Source organism: Paracoccus marcusii (genome assembly GCF_028621715.1).
GTDB classification, from domain to species: domain Bacteria; phylum Pseudomonadota; class Alphaproteobacteria; order Rhodobacterales; family Rhodobacteraceae; genus Paracoccus; species Paracoccus marcusii.
In genome coordinates this window covers 173747-191547 of the sequence record NZ_CP117466.1, presented here as the reverse complement: position 1 = coordinate 191547, position 17801 = coordinate 173747, and the positions used below count along the sequence as shown (strand labels likewise).

17 protein-coding genes are annotated in these 17801 nt (G+C 70.2%); 6 read left to right on the top strand and 11 right to left on the bottom strand.

Annotated features, from left to right (window positions below):
* Positions 1 to 11: 11 nt before the first annotated feature.
* Both PRL19_RS00900 and PRL19_RS00895 read left to right on the top strand, forming a co-directional pair.
* Positions 12 to 371, top strand: coding sequence for a hypothetical protein (locus PRL19_RS00900; RefSeq protein ID WP_273743611.1), 360 nt, complete (start codon positions 12 to 14; stop codon positions 369 to 371).
* 99 nt (positions 372 to 470) lie between these two features.
* Positions 471 to 1670, top strand: coding sequence for an MFS transporter (locus PRL19_RS00895; RefSeq protein WP_045982930.1), 1200 nt, complete (start codon positions 471 to 473; stop codon positions 1668 to 1670).
* Here the strand turns inward: PRL19_RS00895 and PRL19_RS00890 are convergent.
* Positions 1576 to 2352: a DUF599 domain-containing protein gene (locus PRL19_RS00890; protein WP_046001060.1), complete on the bottom strand. Its 777-nt coding sequence runs from the start codon at positions 2350 to 2352 to the stop codon at positions 1576 to 1578. The genes PRL19_RS00895 and PRL19_RS00890 overlap by 95 nt on opposite strands.
* A 91-nt stretch (positions 2353 to 2443) precedes the next feature.
* Between PRL19_RS00890 and PRL19_RS00885 the strand changes: the two genes are divergently transcribed.
* The 4 genes from PRL19_RS00885 to PRL19_RS00870 all read left to right on the top strand — a co-directional run bounded on the left by PRL19_RS00885 (position 2444) and on the right by PRL19_RS00870 (position 6790).
* Positions 2444 to 3901, top strand: a complete 1458-nt coding sequence (locus tag PRL19_RS00885) for an FAD-linked oxidase C-terminal domain-containing protein (protein ID WP_273744528.1) — start codon at positions 2444 to 2446, stop codon at positions 3899 to 3901.
* Entirely contained in the window at positions 3891 to 4928 is a 1038-nt protein-coding gene (locus PRL19_RS00880) for an FAD-binding protein (protein ID WP_273743610.1), read from the top strand. Before PRL19_RS00885 ends, PRL19_RS00880 begins: the two co-directional genes overlap by 11 nt.
* On the top strand, positions 4928 to 6223 hold the full coding sequence (glcF, locus tag PRL19_RS00875; RefSeq protein ID WP_046001058.1) for a glycolate oxidase subunit GlcF: 1296 nt from the start codon (positions 4928 to 4930) through the stop codon (positions 6221 to 6223). Before PRL19_RS00880 ends, glcF begins: the two co-directional genes overlap by 1 nt.
* A 114-nt stretch (positions 6224 to 6337) precedes the next feature.
* On the top strand, positions 6338 to 6790 hold the full coding sequence (locus PRL19_RS00870; RefSeq protein ID WP_045982934.1) for an Hsp20 family protein: 453 nt from the start codon (positions 6338 to 6340) through the stop codon (positions 6788 to 6790).
* A gap of 95 nt (positions 6791 to 6885) precedes the next feature.
* Here PRL19_RS00870 and recR read toward each other — a convergent pair whose 3' ends face one another.
* The 10 genes from recR to PRL19_RS00820 all read right to left on the bottom strand — a co-directional run bounded on the left by recR (position 6886) and on the right by PRL19_RS00820 (position 17795).
* Positions 6886 to 7485 (bottom strand): recombination mediator RecR, encoded by a 600-nt coding sequence (gene recR / locus PRL19_RS00865; RefSeq protein WP_273743609.1) that lies wholly within the window; start codon positions 7483 to 7485, stop codon positions 6886 to 6888.
* Between the two features lie 5 nt (positions 7486 to 7490).
* On the bottom strand, positions 7491 to 7835 hold the full coding sequence (locus tag PRL19_RS00860; RefSeq protein WP_045982936.1) for a YbaB/EbfC family nucleoid-associated protein: 345 nt from the start codon (positions 7833 to 7835) through the stop codon (positions 7491 to 7493).
* Positions 7836 to 7838: 3 nt separating this feature from the next.
* Positions 7839 to 9623: a DNA polymerase III subunit gamma/tau gene (locus tag PRL19_RS00855; protein ID WP_273743608.1), complete on the bottom strand. Its 1785-nt coding sequence runs from the start codon at positions 9621 to 9623 to the stop codon at positions 7839 to 7841.
* Positions 9624 to 9678: 55 nt separating this feature from the next.
* Positions 9679 to 10338, bottom strand: a complete 660-nt coding sequence (locus PRL19_RS00850) for an HAD family hydrolase (protein WP_046001056.1) — start codon at positions 10336 to 10338, stop codon at positions 9679 to 9681.
* Positions 10339 to 10429: 91 nt separating this feature from the next.
* Complete coding sequence (locus PRL19_RS00845; protein WP_273743607.1) at positions 10430 to 12451, bottom strand: bifunctional sugar-binding transcriptional regulator/dihydroxyacetone kinase subunit DhaK; 2022 nt, start codon at positions 12449 to 12451, stop codon at positions 10430 to 10432.
* Positions 12448 to 13110 (bottom strand): dihydroxyacetone kinase subunit DhaL, encoded by a 663-nt coding sequence (gene dhaL, locus PRL19_RS00840; protein WP_273743606.1) that lies wholly within the window; start codon positions 13108 to 13110, stop codon positions 12448 to 12450. The genes PRL19_RS00845 and dhaL (PRL19_RS00840) overlap by 4 nt, the downstream gene beginning before the upstream one ends.
* A 57-nt stretch (positions 13111 to 13167) precedes the next feature.
* Positions 13168 to 14934, bottom strand: coding sequence for a dihydroxyacetone kinase subunit DhaL (gene dhaL / locus PRL19_RS00835; protein ID WP_273743605.1), 1767 nt, complete (start codon positions 14932 to 14934; stop codon positions 13168 to 13170).
* Positions 14931 to 15686 carry a GolD/DthD family dehydrogenase gene (locus tag PRL19_RS00830; protein ID WP_273743604.1) on the bottom strand — a complete coding sequence of 252 codons (756 nt, stop codon included), beginning with the start codon at positions 15684 to 15686 and terminating at the stop codon, positions 14931 to 14933. Before PRL19_RS00830 ends, dhaL (PRL19_RS00835) begins: the two co-directional genes overlap by 4 nt.
* Before the next feature lie 62 nt (positions 15687 to 15748).
* Positions 15749 to 16741, bottom strand: coding sequence for a substrate-binding domain-containing protein (locus PRL19_RS00825; RefSeq protein ID WP_127898990.1), 993 nt, complete (start codon positions 16739 to 16741; stop codon positions 15749 to 15751).
* A 46-nt stretch (positions 16742 to 16787) separates the two neighbouring features.
* Positions 16788 to 17795 (bottom strand): ABC transporter permease, encoded by a 1008-nt coding sequence (locus tag PRL19_RS00820; RefSeq protein ID WP_337960264.1) that lies wholly within the window; start codon positions 17793 to 17795, stop codon positions 16788 to 16790.
* Positions 17796 to 17801 lie beyond the last annotated feature (6 nt).

Sequence of the window (17801 nt, the reverse complement as noted above, 5' to 3'; positions counted from 1 at the left end):
GCATTCCCGTCATGGCCGACGAGATCGCGGTCCTGATCGCGTCCCGGTTCGGCGGCGCCCGGCGCGGTGAACGGCCGCCGCTCTCGGTGATGCTGAACCGCCGCGGGGGGGCGCTGCCGGCGCGCCTGCGCCGTCGTGCGGCCCGCCTGGCCGAGGCCGACCGCCTGTCGGCCCAGCCCAAGGTCGCGCGGCAGCTGCCCGCCGAGCGTCTGGCGCGCGATCACGCGGCGCTGGCCGCGCATCTGCGCCCCTTGGGCGAGATCACCCGCTGGCAGGGCAGGGCGGTCAGCTTTGGCGCCTCGGTCGCGTTCGGGGTGCTGGTGGTGGCCGCGCTGGCGATCTGGGTCGCGGTTCAGCGCGGGCTGCTGTGATGCCTTGCACATGATGCAAGGCTGACCTGTCCGCGCAGGGCTTGCCAAACCCGGCCCAAGCTGGTGTGAGGGCTAACACCCCCGTCCCAGGAACTTCGCATGACCTCTACCCCTGATTTTCGCGCCGCGATCCTGGCGCTGGCGCTTGGCGCGTTCGCCATCGGCACGTCCGAATTCGCGGCCATGGGCCTGCTGCCCTATTTCGCCGCCGACCTGGCCCTGACCGAACCGCAGGCCGGTCACGTCATCAGCGCCTATGCCCTTGGCGTCGTGGTCGGTGCGCCGGTCACCGCGATGCTGGGCGCGCGGCTGCCGCGCAGGCGCTATCTGGCGGCGCTGATGGCCTTTTACGGTGTCGTGAACCTGCTGGCGGCCTTCATGCCGGGGCTGGCGACGCTGGTCGGGGTGCGGTTCCTGGCCGGCCTGCCGCATGGCGGCTTTCTGGGCGTCGCGATGCTTTACGCGGCGGACGCGCTGCCCGTGGGACAGCGGGCCCGGGGCGCGGCACGGGTGCTGCTGGGGCTGACCATCGCCAACATCGTCGGCGTGCCGCTGGCGGGCTGGATGGGGCAAAGCATCGGCTGGCGGTGGGGCTTTGCGCTTCCCGGCGTGATCGCTCTGCTGTCGGCGTGGCTGATCCTGCGCGTGGCGCCGCGCGTCGGCGGCAATCCCGACGCCCGCCCGTGGGACGAACTGGCGGCATTGCGCAACCCGCGCGTCCTGTGGGTGCTGGCCGTGGGGGCCATCGGGTTCGGTGGGCTGTTCGCGGTCTATGCCTTCCTGACGGCGGCGATCCTGGCCACCACCGACGCGCCGGGATACGTGATCCCGCTGACGCTGGCGGCCTTTGGCGTGGGCGGCACCCTGGGCACCTGGGGCGCCGGCCGCCTGACCGAGATCCTGGGCATCGACCGTGCGGCATTCGCCAGCCTGGCCGCGATGGCCGCGACCCAGGGGTTTGCAGCCCTGGTCGTGGGCAGCTGGCCGCTGATGGTGCTGTCGTCCTTCCTGATCGCCGCCGGTGCGGGGCTGGTCATTCCGCTGCAGACGCGGCTGATGGATGTGGCGGGGTCGGCCCAGAACATGGCGGCGGCGATGAATCACGCGGCCTTCAATGCGGCCAACGCGCTTGGACCCTTCCTGGCCGGGCTGGCGCTGGCGGCGGGATGGGGGTGGCGCGCGCCGGGGCTGGTGGGCGTGGCGCTTACGGCCGCGGGGGCGGTGGTGCTGACGATCGCTGTCCGACAGGACCGGAAAGCCCGGCGGACAGCATCGGGGGCGGCAGCGACCGCAGGATGACCTGGCGCGAGGTGGACGCGAATTCGCGCCGCCACGTGACCCACAGCACGATCGCCGTGCCCAGCATCAGCGTCCAGGCGCCGGTCAGCCAGCCAAGCGCGCCAAGCGCGAAATAGACGCTGCGCAGCCCGGCGTTGAAGCTGCGGGCGGCGGTGATGTTCAGGTCGGCCGCCTGCATGGCGCGGTCCATCGTCTCGGGGTGGTCGGCGCGGTTCGGGACCGCCGCCATCATCACCGCGCAATAGCCGAACAGCCGGTGCGCCCAGACGAACTTCAGGAACGCGTTCACCACGAAGAACATCGGCACCAGCAGGCGCAGTTCCCACCCCGTGCCGGCGGTGGGCGTCAGCTCCAGCCCGCTGGCGACGCTGCGCAGCCGCTCGCCGTTGCCGATCAGCGCCAGCAGGCCGCCCGTGGCGATCATGCAGGCGCTGGCAAAGAACGCCGTCCCCTCGCGCAGGCTGGCCAGGATGTTGCCGTCGAAGATGCGCGGGTCGCGCTCGACGAAATGGCGCATCCATTCCCGGCGATAGCGCGTCATCAGCACCGAAACCGACGGCCGCCCCGCCGGCGGGCGTTCGGTGAACCAGCCGATCCCCAGCCAGGCGACGAACAGGAACGCCAGCGCGGCCATGTCGCGCAGGGCCATCGGAGCGGCGGAAATCTGGTCCAGCAGGTTCATGCCGCGACATTAGGGCCGGACGTCGCGCCTTGAAACCCCCCGTGACGCGGCATACCGTCGGGACGACAGGCAGGGAGGAGAACCGGCCATGATGCAGATGCCCCCACCCGACGCGTCCATTCTGGCGCGCAGGCAGGCGATCACCGAAGCGCTGAAGGCGGCCTTGCCCGGCGCGGTCATCGACGATCCGGCGGAAACGCGGGCCTATGAATGCGATGCGCTGTCGGCCTATCGCTGCGCGCCTCTGGCGGTGGTCCTGCCCCGCAGCACCGAGGAGGTGTCGCGCCTGCTGCGCCTGTGCCACGACCTGCGCGTGCCGGTGGTGCCGCGCGGCGCGGGAACAAGCCTTGCGGGCGGGTCCATGCCCACCGCGGATGCCGTCGTCATCGGCCTGTCGCGCATGACCGACGTGCTGGAGATCGCCCCCGGCGACCGGCTGATCCGGGTCCAGGCGGGGCGCACCAACCTGTCGGTATCGGGTGCGGTGGACGGGCTGGGCTTCTTCTATGCGCCCGATCCGTCCAGCCAGCTGGCCTGCGCCATCGGCGGCAACATCGCCATGAATTCGGGCGGCGCGCATTGCCTGAAATACGGGGTCACCACCAACAACCTCCTGGGCGTCACGGTCGTGCTGATGGACGGCTCGGTCGTGCATCTGGGCGGCCCGATGGGCGAGGGGCCGGGGCTTGATCTTCTGGGCGTCGTCTGCGGGTCCGAGGGCCAGCTGGGCATCGTGACCGAGGCGACCCTGCGCATCCTGCCCAAGCCCGCAGGCGCGCGGCCCGCGCTGATCGGCTTTGCCGCAGCCGAGACCGCGGGCGCCTGCGTCGCCGCGATCATCCGCGCGGGCATCATCCCGGTCGCGATCGAGTTCATGGACGCCCCCTGCATCAAGGCGACCGAGGAGTTTTCGGGCGCGGGCTATCCCGACTGCGAGGCGTTGCTGATCGTCGAGGTTGAGGGCACGGGCCCCGAGATCGACGAACAGCTGACCCTGATCCGCGACATCGCCATGACCTTCGACCCGGTCGAGTTCCGCGAGAGCCGGTCCGACGACGAATCCGCCCGCATCTGGAAGGGCCGGAAATCGGCCTTTGGCGCGATGGGCAGCATGGGCGACTATATCTGCCTGGACGGGACGATCCCGGTAACGGCCCTGCCCACGGTCCTGGCCGGCATCGGCGATCTGTCGCGGCAATACGGGTTGGCCGTGTCGAACGTGTTTCACGCGGGCGACGGCAACATGCATCCCCTGATCATCTATGACGCGAACAAGCCGGGCGATCTGGACCTGGCCGAGGCGCTTGGCGCCGACATCCTGCGGCTGTGCATCAAGGTCGGCGGCTGCCTGACCGGCGAACATGGCGTGGGCATCGAAAAGAGAGACCTGATGAGCGAACAGTTCGCCCCCAACGACCTCGAGGCGCAGATGCTGGTCAAGGATGCGTTCGATCCGCACTGGCTGTTGAATGCGGCCAAGGTCTTTCCCTTGGACGTCAGCGCCCCGCGCCGAGACCGCCGCCTGAACCGGCCCGCCGATGCGGCCTGAGACCGAGGGCCAGCTGGCCCAGATGATCCGCGACGCCCGTGGCCCGATCGCCGTGACCGGTGGCGCCACGCGCCTGTGGCCCGGTGAGGGGCAGGGGGACCGGATCGACACGACCGCCCTGACCGGCGTGACGCTGTACGAACCCGAGGCGCTGACGCTGGTCGTCCGTGCAGGCACCCCGGTGGAGGAAGTGCGCCAGACCTTGGCCGCCGAAGGCCAGATGCTGGGGTTCGAACCCCCGGTCACGACCGGCTCGACCATCGGCGGCGTGGCCGCGACCAATGCCAGCGGCCCGCGCCGGGTTCAGGCCGGGGCCGCGCGCGACGCGATGATCGGCGTCCGCTTCGTGGACGGGCAGGGCCAGATCGTCAGCAATGGCGGGCGGGTGATGAAGAACGTCACCGGCTATGACCTGGTCAAGCTGATGGCCGGCAGCCGCGGCACCCTGGGCGCGCTGACCGAGATCAGCTTTCGCACGGCCCCCATTCCGCCCGTGACCGCGACCCTGGCTTTGCCGGACCTGGACGCCGCGGCCGCCATGCCGGCCCTGTCCAGCGCGCTTGGCGGCCCCTTCGACGTGTCCGGAGCGGCGTGGCTGCCCGGCCACGGCGCGCTGATCCGGGTCGAGGGGCTGGCGGCATCGGTCAAGGCACGCGCGGCGAACCTGACCGCGCGCCTGTCCGCCTTCGGTACCGTGCAGGAGGGCGACCCGGAGGCCTGGGATCTGCTGTGCCGGACCAGCCACCACCCCGACCTGGACACCTGGCGCATCACCTGTCGGCCAAGCGAGGCGCCGGCCCTGCTGGCGCGCCTGCCGGAACCCCGGTCGCTGGACTGGGGCGGGGCATTGATCCATGTCCGCCTGCCGCGCGGGCAGATGCCCGACCTGCCGACCTTTTCGGGCCATGCCCGCCGCATCAGCGGCGCGCCGGGCATCCTGCCCGCCCCCGACCCCCTGACCGACCGGCTGGAGCGTGACCTGCGGGCACGGTTCGACCCGCGCGGCCTGTTTGGAAATCTTGCCTGATGCAGACCCATTTCTCGCCCGAACAGCTGTCCGACCCGCTGACCGCGCGGTCGAACAAGATCCTGCGGACCTGCGTGCATTGTGGCTTTTGCACGGCGACCTGCCCGACCTATCAGGTGCTGGGGGACGAGTTGGACAGCCCCCGCGGCCGCATCTACCTGATCAAGGAGATGCTGGAATCCGGCCGGCCGGCGGACGAAAAGACGGTCAAGCACATCGACCGCTGCCTGGGCTGCCTGTCCTGCATGACGACCTGTCCGTCGGGCGTGCATTACGGTCACCTGCTGGAACATGCACGCGAACATATCGAGGAGACCTATCGCCGTCCCGTCGCCGACCGCTTCCTGCGGTGGGTGCTGAAATTCGTGCTGCCGCATCCGGGCCGGTTCCGGCTGGCGCTGATGGGGGCGCGGATCGCGCGGCCCTTCAAGGGGCTGATGCCGGACCGCCGCCTGCGCGCGATGCTGGACATGGCGCCCAGGTCGATCCCCCCGGTCAGCCGAAACGACGACGGCCAGACCTTCCCGGCGCAGGGCACCCGTCGCGCGCGTGTCGCGCTGATGGTCGGCTGCGCGCAGCGGGCGCTGAACACCGACATCAACGATGCCACCATCCGCCTGCTGCAGCGGGCGGGGGTCGAGGTGGTGATCCCGCAGGATTTCGGCTGCTGCGGCGCGCTGACCCTGCATATGGGGCAGGAGGCCGATGGCAAGGCCCGCGCCCGTGACAGCATCCGCCGCCTGCTTGCGGCCGAAGAGGGGGGTGCGCTGGACGCGGTGATCATCAACACCTCGGGCTGCGGGACGACGATCAAGGATTACGGCCACCTGTTCAAGGGCGACCCGATGGAGGCCGACGCGCGCCGTGTCGCGGGCCTGGCCCGTGACGTGACCGAGTTCCTGGTCGGGCTGGGCCTGCCCGCGCGGGCAGGCGATCAGGGGCAGGGAATGCGCGTTGCCTATCATTCGGCCTGTTCGCTGCAGCACGGCCAGCAGATCCGGTCGGCGCCCAAGGACCTGCTGTCGGGCATGGGCTTCACCGTGCTGGAGCCCGCGAACCCGCATCTGTGTTGCGGGTCGGCCGGGACATATAACCTTCTGCAGCCGGAACTGTCGTCGGAGCTGAAGGCGCGCAAGGTCGAGACGCTGGAGGCGGTCGCACCCGAGGTGATCGCGGCGGGTAATATCGGCTGCATGATGCAGATCGGCGGCGGGACGCAGGTACCGGTGGTGCACACGGTCGAGCTGCTGGATTGGGCCACGGGCGGGCCGAAACCTGCCGCATTGGGGTCTTGAAACACGGTTCGAGCGATCTAGATTCAGGAAACCGGCGGCCATGACGGCGTCGGTTTCCCTGCCCGCCCGGTTTCGGGGGGCAACTCTGACATCGCTTTGAACAGGATGTGACACATGCGTAATTTCGACCTGACCCCGCTGTACCGGGCTTCCGTCGGCTTCGACCGTCTGGCCGACGTCATGGACCGCGCCATGACCGCCGACGTGGCCAGCACCACCTATCCCCCCTACAACATCGAGAAGACCGGCGAGGACGCCTATCGCATCTCGATTGCGGTAGCCGGCTTTGCCGCCGACGACCTGAACGTCGAGGTCCGCGACGGCGCCGTGATCGTGTCGGCCCGTAAGGCGGACGAGGACGAGGGCCGGACCTTCCTGCATCGCGGCATCGCCACGCGTGCGTTCGAGCGCAAGTTCACGCTGGCCGACCATGTCCGCGTCGATGGCGCCAGCCATGTCGACGGGATGCTGCATATCGACCTGGTCCGCGAGATCCCCGAGGCGCTGAAGCCGCGCCGGATCGAGATCGCCAAGACCCCGGCGCGTGTCGGCAAGCTGGACGCCTGATCGCGTCCCGCGACGGCCGGGGGGCCAGCCCCCCGGACCCCCGTCCGCCCAAGATCCGATGGAAAGGCCGCGTCCCCCGACGCGGCCTTTTGTCGTTACAGCCTGCGGCGCGCGCGCAAGGCGGCGGTGATGGTGCCGTCGTCGAGGTAATCCAGCTCTCCGCCGATGGGCACGCCCTGGGCCAGGCCCGTCACCGTCACCAGTGACCCCTCCAGCGCATCGGCGATGTAATGCGCGGTGGTCTGACCGTCGACGGTGGCGTTCAGCGCCAGGATCACCTCGGTGATGCTTTCGTCGTCAATGCGCGCCAGAAGGGTGGGGATCCCCAGGTCCTCCGGTCCCACATCGTCCAGCGCCGACAGCGTGCCGCCCAGCACGTGATAGCGGCCGCGAAAGGCCCGGCCGCGTTCCAGTGCCCACAGGTCGGCCACGTCCTGAACCACGCAGATCTCTCCGGTCGCGCGGGCCGGATCGGTGCAGATCGCGCATTCGTCACGGTCGGTGATGTTGCCGCAGACCACGCATTCGCGCGAGTTCTGCGCCACCCGGTCCAGCAGTTGCGACAGCTGCACCATCTGCTGGCTGCGCCGGCGCACCAGCTGCAGCACGATGCGGCGGGCGGATCGCGGGCCCAGCCCAGGCAGCCGCGCCATCAGCGCGATCAGCGCCTGGATGTCGTCGCTGCCCTGCTCCATGCCGCTCAGAAGGGCAGCTTCATGCCGGGGGGCAGGCCCAGGCCTTCGGTCATGCGCGACATCTCGGCCTGCATCTTCTCCTCTGCGGCGCGTTGGGCGTCCTTGATGGCGGCCAGGATCAGGTCCTCGACCACCTCCTTTTCCGACGGCACGAAGATCGACGGGTCGATCTCCAGCGCGGTCAACTCGCCCTTGGCGGTGCAGGTCGCGCGCACCAGGCCCGCGCCGGATTCGCCGGTCACGGTGATGCGGGCCATGTCCTCCTGCATCTGGCCCATCTTGTCCTGCATGTCCTTGGCGGCCTTCATCATCTTGGCCATGTCGCCAAAGCCGCCCAATCCCTTGATCATCGTTCAGTCCTCATCCTCGAAGGGGTCCCATTCCTCAACCTCGGCCACCGGGCCTTCGGTTCCGTCATGGGGATTGGCCGCACCCTCGGGCAGGTCGGCGACCTGGGCCTCCGGGGCGACGCGGGTGATGCCGGTCAGGGTCGCGCCGGGAAAGGCGGCCAGCACCTGCTGCACGATGGGCAGGGCCAGGGCGCGGTCGCGGTCGGCACGGGCCTGCGCCTCGCGGGTTTCGGCGATGGTGGGGGCGCCGTCCTCGTTCGTGATGGTGACGGCCCATCGCTGTCCGGCGGTCCAGCCGCGCAGACGTTCGGCCAGCCGCTGCGCCAGATCGGCGGGCGGGTTGTCGCGGGGCTGATACTCGATCCGCCCGGGGCTGTAGCGCACCAGCGACACGTGGCGTTCTACCAAGACCAGCAGCGTCATGTCGCGCATCCGGGTGATCAGCTCGATGACGGACGCGAAATCGGGATAGCTCTCGACCAGTTCGGGCGTCACGGCGAGGGCCTGGGCCGCGGCGCCGTGCGCCTGGACCGCCGGCACCGGGCGGGCGCGGCGCATCGCCTGCGGGGCTTGGGTCGCGGGCGCGCCCGCCACCGAAGGTCCACGCGCGAACTCTCCTGCCGTCTGCGCCTGCTGGACGCGGCGGATCAGCGCCTCGGGGTCGGGCAGGTCGGCGACATGGGTCAGGCGGATGATCGCCATCTCGGCGGCCATCATCGCGTTGGGCGCGGCGGACACCTCCTCCAGCGCCTTCAGCAGCAGCTGCCACATCCGCGACATGACCCGCATCGGCAGCCGGTCGGCCAGGTCCTTGCCCCGCGACCGTTCGTCCGGAGAGATCGTTGGATCCTCCAGCGCGTCCGGTGTGATCTTGACGACGGAAATCCAGTGCACGATCTCGGCCATGTCGCGCAGCACCGCGACCGGATCGGCGCCATCGGCATATTGCGACTGCAGTTCGGTCAGCGCAGATGCGGCGTCGCCGCGCATCACCATCTCGAACAGGTCGATCACGCGGCCGCGGTCGGCCAGGCCCAGCATCGCACGCACCTGGTCTGCTGTGGTCTCGCCCGCGCCATGGCTGATCGACTGGTCCAGCAGGCTCGTTGCGTCGCGGGCCGATCCCTCTGCGGCGCGGGTGATCAGCGCCAGCGCGTCGTCGGTGATCGTCGCACCCTCGGTCGCGGCGATCCGGCGCAGCAGGGCGATCATCACCTCGGGCTCGATCCGGCGCAGGTCGAAGCGCTGGCAGCGCGACAGGACGGTCACCGGCACCTTGCGGATCTCGGTCGTGGCAAAGATGAACTTCACATGCGGGGGCGGCTCCTCCAGCGTCTTCAACAGCGCGTTGAACGCGCTGGTCGACAGCATGTGGACCTCGTCGATGATGTAGATCTTGTAGCGCGCGGACGCCGCCCGGTAATGCACCGATTCGATGATCTCGCGGATATCGCCCACGCCGGTGCGGGACGCGGCATCCATCTCCATCACGTCGACATGGCGGCCCTCGGCGATCGCCACGCAATGCTCGCACACGCCGCAGGGTTCGGTCGTGGGGCCGCCCTGGCCGTCGGGGCCGATGCAGTTCATGCCCTTGGCGATGATGCGCGCGGTGGTCGTCTTTCCGGTGCCGCGGATGCCCGTCATGATGAAGGCCTGCGCGATGCGGTCGGCGGCGAACGCGTTTTTCAGCGTGCGGACCATCGCGTCCTGTCCGACCAGGTCGGCGAACGTTTCGGGCCGGTATTTCCGGGCCAGAACCTGGTAGGCGGGCTTGGTGTCGGTCATCGATCCCTCGGGCACAGCGCCACCTTAGCGGGGCGCCGCGGGGGCCACAACCGGGTCAGGCAGCCAGCAGGCCGATGCCCCGGGCGCCCGCGATCAGGTCGGTCGCCAGAAAGTCGGCATTCTCTCCCGACAGGGGGACCATGTCGGGCACCTGCACGACCGTCATCCCGGCCGCGCGTGCGGCGATGGCGCCGACATCGCTGTCCTCGAAGGCCAGGCAGCGGGCAGGCTCGATCCCAAGCCGGCGGGCCGCCAGCAGATAGACGTCGGGGGCGGGCTTGGGGCTGGGCACGTCGCTGCGCGTCACCACGATGTCGAAGCTGTCGGTCAGCCCTGCCGCCGCCAGCTTTTCGCGCGCCTGATCGCCGGTGCTGGAGGTCGCGATGGCAAAGGGCAGACCCGCCGCCCGCAGCGCGTCCAGCAGCGTGTGGACATGCGGGCGCAGCGGGATGCCGTCGCGGTCGCGCCGTTCGATCATCGCCTCGGCCCACATCCGGTCTAGGTGCGGAAAGTCGAAATCCGCGCCCAGGTGGTCGCGCAGGATCCCGCGCGAGGTCGGCTCGTCGATGCCAACCAGCGATGCCAGCAGCCCATCGGGGGCCACGCGCCCCATGCGGGCCAGCGCCGCCTCTCCGGTCTCGATGGTCATCTGTTCGGTGGCCAGCAGGGTGCCATCCAGATCAAAGATCACGGCATCGAAACGGCGGGCGGTCATGGGTCATCCTTTCAGGTCTGTCAGGCGCTAACATGGCGATTTGCGCGGCGATCGGCAAGGCATGGCTGGGTTGCAGGCCGCGACGGGCCGCCTAGGGCTGGGTCCAGGCCGGTGAATGGCAGGGGTGGTCGATCAGGGCGGTCAGTTCCTCGTCCAGGTGCAGCGCCGTGATCGACACGCCCGCCATGTCCAGCGAGGTGTAGTAATGCCCGATCAGCGTGCGATGCACCTGCACGCCCCGCGCGCGCAGACGTTCACGCAGCCGGCGGTTCAGGATGTACAGCTCCATCTTGGGCGTGCCGCCAAGCGAATTCACCAACAGGGCGACCCGGTCGCCCTCGGCGGGGCGCATCTCGTCCAGGATGCGGTCCACGATCAGGTCGGCGGCGCCGTCCGCGCTGGCCAGGGGCGCCCGGGCGATGCCGCGTTCGCCATGCACGCCCACGCCGATCTCCATATCATCGGCGCCAAGGCGAAAGCTGGGCTTCTGGCTGTCGACCGAGGCGCCCGGTTCCAGCGCGATCCCCATCGTGTAGCAGCGCTGGTTGGCGCGCAGCGCCAGCCCCGCGCAGGTCTCCAGCGGCAGCATCCGGTCGCAGGCGGCCCCCGCGACCTTGAAGACGAAGACATTGCCCGCCACCCCGCGCCGCGCCGCCCGCGTGTCGACGGGGGCCGAGGCGATGTCGTCGGTAGTCACGATGGTGCGCACCGGCACGCCGCGGGCGGCGGCCATCTCGGCCGCCATCTCGAAGTTCATCAGATCGCCCGAGAAGTTGCCGAAGATGTGCAGCACGCCCGCCCCGCCATCCGCGGCCAGCGTCGCTGCCAGGATCGGGTCGGGCGGCGGTGCGGCAAAGACGTTGCCGATCGCCACCGCATCCGCCAGCCCGCGCCCGACATAGCCGAAGAACCCCGGCTCGTGCCCCGACCCGCCGCCGATGACCAGGCCGACCTTGCCGGCCCGGGGGGCGCCCGTGGCCCGCAGGGCGCGCGGCGCATCGGTGACGGGGGCCAGCATGTCCTCATGCGCCAGCAGCGCGCCCGCCACCGTCTCGTTCACGGCGTCCTGGGGGCGGTTGATGAACTTCTTGACCCGCAGGCGTTCGGGCAGGGGCTGGGGCGTCTGGTCGCGGCGCCGCGCGGGCGTGTCGTCATGCCCTTCGGAGGTCAGGATGGCGCGGGCGGTGTCGGCATCGGTCACCATCACGTTGATGTAGTTCCCGCGCAGCGCGGCCAGGATCGCCTGGACCTTGTCCATGCCGCCTGCAACCCCGATCCGGCAGGGCACGGACCGCAGGCCGCCCAGGTCGATGCCGATGGTCCGCCCCTCCAGCGGACCGTCGACGGGCTGGCCCTGGGCGTCGATCAGCCGCCCCGCGATGCTGCCCACCGCGGCGTGGTAATGGGCGTGCATGGCCACGTCGTCGAAAAAGCCGCTGCTGTGGATGGTGCTTTCCGGCCGCAGCGAGGAAATGCCCAGCACGATCCGGTTGGCCTGCGCAAGCACAGCCATCTGTTCGGCGACCACCGGCTCTCGCAGCAGCAGCGCGCGCATGTCGGGCGACGACACGATCGCCGGGGCCGAGATCGGAATGCACCGCGCGCCCATCGATTCCGCCAGCCGCGTCGCGCAGGCTTCGGGCGTCCAGGGGATCTTGGCGGTGGTGCCGCCCGTCGCCTGCACCACGCGCAGGTCCTGCAGCCCGGCGCGGTCGACGCGGCTGGCCATCGACAGGACGGTCCGTCCCCAGGTCACCGCGATGGTGTCGGCCGACCGCGCCAGACGCGACAGGACCTGCGCCGCGGCCGCGCCAAGCCGGTCGATCAGCGGGCTGTCGCCGCCCTCGGACGGGATCACCAGGCAGTCGGTCAGGCCGAAATGGTCCTGCATCGCCTGCGCCAGGCTCAGCGCGCGGAACCGTTCGGGGTCGATCTCGATCGAGACGATGCCGCGGGTGCGCGCATCCGCCAGATAGGCGTTCACCGAGGCGCGGGACACGCCCATCTGGGTTGCGATGTCGCCCTGGGTCAGGCCCTCCTGGTAATACAGCCAGGACGCCCACAGCAGCGGGTCCTCGCCAAAGCGCAGGGGCTGGCGGGGGGTGGTGGTCATGGGCGCGACCCCTCCGTACGGCGCCGGGCCCAGTGCGCGAGGCTGTCCAGCAGCGCCGCGGCAGATACCGCGCCGGGGTCCAGATGGCCCACGCTGCGCGGTCCAAGGCGGGCGGCGCGGCCGCGGCTGGCCATCATCGCGCGCGTCGCCTGTGCGCCGTCGGCTGCGGCGCGAGCCGCGGCGGCCAGCACCTCGGTCGCGGGCTGGCCCGCCTGCAGGCCCGCGCGGGCTGCATGGGCGGCGGGCGCCCAGGCATCGACCATGGTCTTGTCGCCGGGCTTGCCTTGGCCGCGGGCGGCGATCCCCTCGGCCATGGCGACGATGACCTCGGGCAGGCGGGACAGGGGCACCTGCGTCTCGGCGCCAAGCGCCGAGGCGGCGCGCAGCAGGGCACTGGCATAAAGCGGGCCGGTCGTGGCGCCGACCGCATTGTGCAGGGACGACGCGGCCAAGGTCAGCCCCTGCGCCAGCGTCTGGTCCGCCCCGCCCGCCTCGCCCAGGGCGCGCGCCGCGGCGGCAAAGCCCCCGGCCATCGCCACGCCGTGATCGGCATCGCCGATCTCTCCGTCCAGTTCGGCCAGATAGGATTGTTCCGCGGCCATGCGCTCGGCCAGGCTGCGGAACAGGTCGGTCAGATCATGGCGCGAGAAGGTCTGCATGTCGGACCTCATTGGCATGGCCCGCCGCAGGGTTGCAAGCGGTCCCGGAACGGCACGTCACGGCTGCGACAGGCGGCGTTCCACGCTGTCGGCCAGCGTCGTCAGGATCAGGCAGCAGGACGTCGCCCCGGCATCGGGCACCCCCCGCGACCGTTCGCCCAACCGCGCCGCGCGGCCCAGCTTGGCGACCATGTCGACGGTGCTGTCGCGCCCCTGCTGCGCCGCCCGCGCCATCGCCCGCAAGGCCGCAGCGAACCCGTCTGGTCGTGCCGCGTCGAAGGCCGCGATGGCCGGGTCCAGGCAGTCGATCAGGGTCTTGTCGCCGACCTTGGCGGCGCCGGTGGCGGTGACGGCGGACAGCCCCGCCTGCAGCATGGTCAGGAACCCGTCCGCGTCGATGGCGGCGCGGTCGCGGATGGTGCGGCCCATGTCGCGGAACATGAAGCCGTAAAGCGGCCCCATCGATCCGCCGATCTCGGACATCAGCACGTCCGACAGCACCAGGAAGGCCCCGTCCAGCGGCTGGCCCGACAGGCGTTCGGCCGCGCGGCCAAAGCCCTTGGCCATGTTGATCCCGTGATCGCCGTCGCCGATCCGGCCGTCCACCTCGGACAGGTGCGCCTTGTTGGCGACGATCACCGCGGCCAGTTCGGCCACGATGTCGCCCGATTGCGCGACGGACAGGCGGGGATGGCCCGCGGCCTCGGGCGCGCGGGGGGCGGTGTCGGCGGCCGCAGCGGCGGCGCGGTGGCGCGGACCGCCCGACAGGGCGCCCACCGGTGCCGGCCGTGTGCCAGCGACGGTCAGGCCGGGCGCCGCGCAGTCCATGTCCAGCAGGGGCTTCAGGTCGTCGTCCAGCGCCATGACCGTCAGCGTGGCCCCCACCATCTCCAGCGAGGTGAAATAGTTTCCGACGAAGGCCCGGTGCACCCGCAGGCCCGCGCGTTCCAGCCCGACCTCGATCCGGTCGTACAGCACATAGAGTTCGTTCACGGGCGTCGCGCCCAGGCCCGAGACCAGCACCGCGACCTCTGTTCCCTCGGGCAGGGCGTGATCGTCCAGCACGATCCGGACCATGTCGTCGGCGACCTGGTCGGCGGTCTTCAGCGCCTCGACCCGCGTGCCGGGTTCGCCGTGATGGCCGATGCCGACCTCCATCGTGCCGGGCGCGATCTGGAAGTTCGGATGGCCGACCGCGGGCAGGGTGCAGGGGCCAAGGCCCACGCCCACCGACCGGCAGGCGTCGATCGCCTGCTGGGCCGCGGCCCGAACCTCGGCCAGGGTGCCGCCAAGCGCGGCCTTGGCGCCGCCGATCTTCCACATGAAGATCTCTCCGGCCACGCCGCGGCGCTTGGCGCGTTCTGATGCAGGGGCGGAACAGACGTCGTCATTGGCCACCACGGTCGCGACCTCGATCCCGTCCTCGGCCACCATGCCCGCGGCCATGCGCACGTTCATGTTGTCGCCCGCATAGTTGCCGTAGAGGACTGCGACCCCGGCACCGCCATCGGCGGCCCGGATCGCATCGGCAAAGCTTTTCGCGGTGGGCGATGAGAACAGCTCTCCGACGGCCACGGCATCGACCAGGTTGCGGCCCGCATAGCCGATGAAGGCCGGTTCATGCCCCGACCCGCCGCCGGTCACGATGCCGACCTTGCCGTCCTGGGGCGCAAAGCGCGACAGGACCACGCGCGGGTTGGCCGGGTCCTTGCGCACCAGATCGCGATGCGCCTTGATGAAGCCCGCCACCGTCTCGTCGACGATGTCGTCGGGGTCGTTGACGAAACGCTGCATCGCCTTGGTCGCCATGTCGTCCCCCATCATCGCACCGTGTATCCGCCGTCGACCAGCAGGTCGGCGCCGTTGATCATCGCCGCCGCGTCCGATGCCAGGAACACCGCCGCAGCGGCGATCTCGTGGGGTTCGGCAAAGCGGCCGGCGGGGATCAGCGCCTTCATCGCCTCGCCCTTGGGGCCCTCCCAGGCCTTGCGGCCCAGATCGGTCATCACCACGGTCGGAGAGATGGAATTGACGGTGATCCCGTGCCCGCCCCATTCCAGCGCCAGCGTCTTGGTCACGCCGACGATGCCGAACTTTGACGCGCAATAGGCCACATGCCCCTCGATCGCGACCGAGCCTGCCTGGCTGGCAAGGTTGATGATGCGCCCGCCCTTGGCCCGCGCGATCATCCCGCGGCCCACGGCCTGCGCCATCAGGAAGCTGCCGGTCAGGTTGACCGCGATGGTGCGCGTCCAGGCGCCGTCGCTCAGATCCTCGGCCGGGGCCAGGTCCACGATGCCCGCGGAATTGACCAGAATGTCGATGCCGTCAAAGGCCTGCGTCACCGCATCGGCGGCCGCGCCGATGCTGGCCGCGTCGGTCACGTCGCAGGCAAAGGCCTGCGCGTCGGGCAGGGCGGCCGCGGCATTCGTCGCGGCGGCCAGGTTCATGTCCAGCAGCGCGACGCGCGCGCCCTGGGCGGCAAAGGCCTGCGCGATGGCGGCGCCGATGCCCGATCCGGCACCCGTCACCACGGCGGTCCGGCCGCCCAGGCTGAAATCAAGTGAAGCGGCCATCCGCAGTCCTTTCGTGGGTCAGGTGGCCCCTCCGGCAGGCGTGCCGCCGAAGGGGGTGGTCGTTACTGGCGCGTGGCCAGCAGTGCGTCGACGTTCTCGGCCGTCACCGGGGTCCAGGGCACGTTGTATTCCTTGTCCGCGCCGTTGTTCCACGGCATGTCGGGATACTGTTCCCAGATCGCCGACATGGGCTCATAGTCGGGCTTGACCGCCTTGATCGCCACGTCGATCGAGCCCAGGGCCTGGGCCTCGCCGTCCTGCAGGATCGAATCCATCTGGCCCGCCTTGACCGCGTTCAGCGCGTCGGTCACCCCGTCCACGCCCGCGATCGCGAAATCGGCCACGTCCATGCCGGCGGCCTTGATCGCCTCGATGGCACCCAGGGCCATCTCGTCGTTCTGGCCGATCACGCCCTTGATGTCGTTGCCATGCGCAGTCAGCCAGTTCTCCATCAGGGCCTGCGCCTCGGCGCGCGACCAGTTGCCGGTCTGGCGTTCCAGGATCTTGACGTCGGGGCATTCGGCCAGGGCCTTCTCGTTGCCCTCGCCGCGCTGGATTTCGCCGGACTGGCCGATCGGGCCCTCGATGATGACCACCGCACCCTGGCAGCCCATCTTGTCCAGGACGGCCTTGGCCTCCAGATAGCCGGCCTCGACGTCGTTCGATCCGACATAGGCGGTCAGCAGGTCGCTGTTGACCCGCGCGTTCGATCCGACGACGGGGATGCCCGCATCGACGGCCAGCTGGACGGCGGTGGCGCCGGCCTCGACGTCCATCGGCGCAAAGACGATCGCGTCGAAGCCTTGGGTGATCATCGTCTCGAACTGGTCCTGCTGCACCAGCGCGTCATAGCGGCCGTCAAAGATGGTCAGCTCGACCATGCCGGATTCGACCGCCGGGTGCTTTTCGCCCGCCGCCGACCACAGCTGCATGAACTCGGCATTCAGGCCATAGGCGGCCATGCCGATCTTGATCGGGTCGTCCTGCGCCTGCGCCGCGCCCAGACCCAGGCCAAGCGCCAATGCGCTGGCCGTCATCATCATCTTCGTCGTCATCTGGTTTCCTCCCTCGGTGACACCATGTCCCGGCACGCGCCGGATCTCAGTCTTCGGTCTTGCGGGACCGGTCCAGCATGACGGCGGCCACGATCAGCGCCCCCTTGATCACCTGCTGGTAATAGGATTCGACCCCAAGCAGATCGAGGCCGTTGTTCATCACCCCGATCAGCAGCGCGCCGATGACGGTCCCGGTGACCCGGCCCACGCCGCCCGCCAGGCTGGTGCCGCCGATCACGACCGCCGCGATGGCGTCCAGCTCATAGGCGACACCCGCCTGGGGCAGGGCCGAGCCGGTCCGCGCGGCCAGGATCATCCCCGCGATGCCCGCCAGCGCGCCCGATATGGCATAGACCGAAAACCGGATGGCGCGGACGGGCAGGCCCGACACCTTGGCCGCATGGGGGTTGCCGCCCACCGCATAGACGTGGCGGCCAAAGCGGGTCCGGGTCAGCACGAAATGCGACAACGCAAAGACCATGCCGAACAGGATGATCGGCACCGGGATGCCCGCGATGTCGCCCGTCCCGATCCAGCGATAGCCGTCGGTCAGCGCCGGGACCGGCCGCCCGCCCGAATAGATCAGCGTCAGCCCGCGCGCCGCCGACAGCATGCCAAGCGTCGCGACGAAGGCCGGGACCGCAAAGCGCGCGACCGCGATCCCCGACAGCGCGCCCATCGCGGTGCCGGTGATCAGGCCCACCGCGATCGGGATCAGCGGCATGTAGGGCGCGCCGGGAATGAACCCCGCCGCCGAGGTCGTGGCGAAGCTGGCCGAGACCACGCCCACCAGCGCGACCACCGATCCGACCGACAGGTCGATGCCGCGCGTCAGGATGACGAAGGTCATCCCGATCGCCAGGATCCCGTTGATCGAGGTCTGGCGCAGCACGTTGATGATGTTGCGCGAGGTCAGGAAATTCTCGCTGACGATCGACAGCACGATGCACAGCAGCGCCAGCGCGATCAGGATGCCGTATCGCTGCGCGTCACGTCCGATCCGCGCCGGGATCATGCGGCGCGGCTGCGCTGCGGTCTTGATCTGGTCTTCCACCCTGTC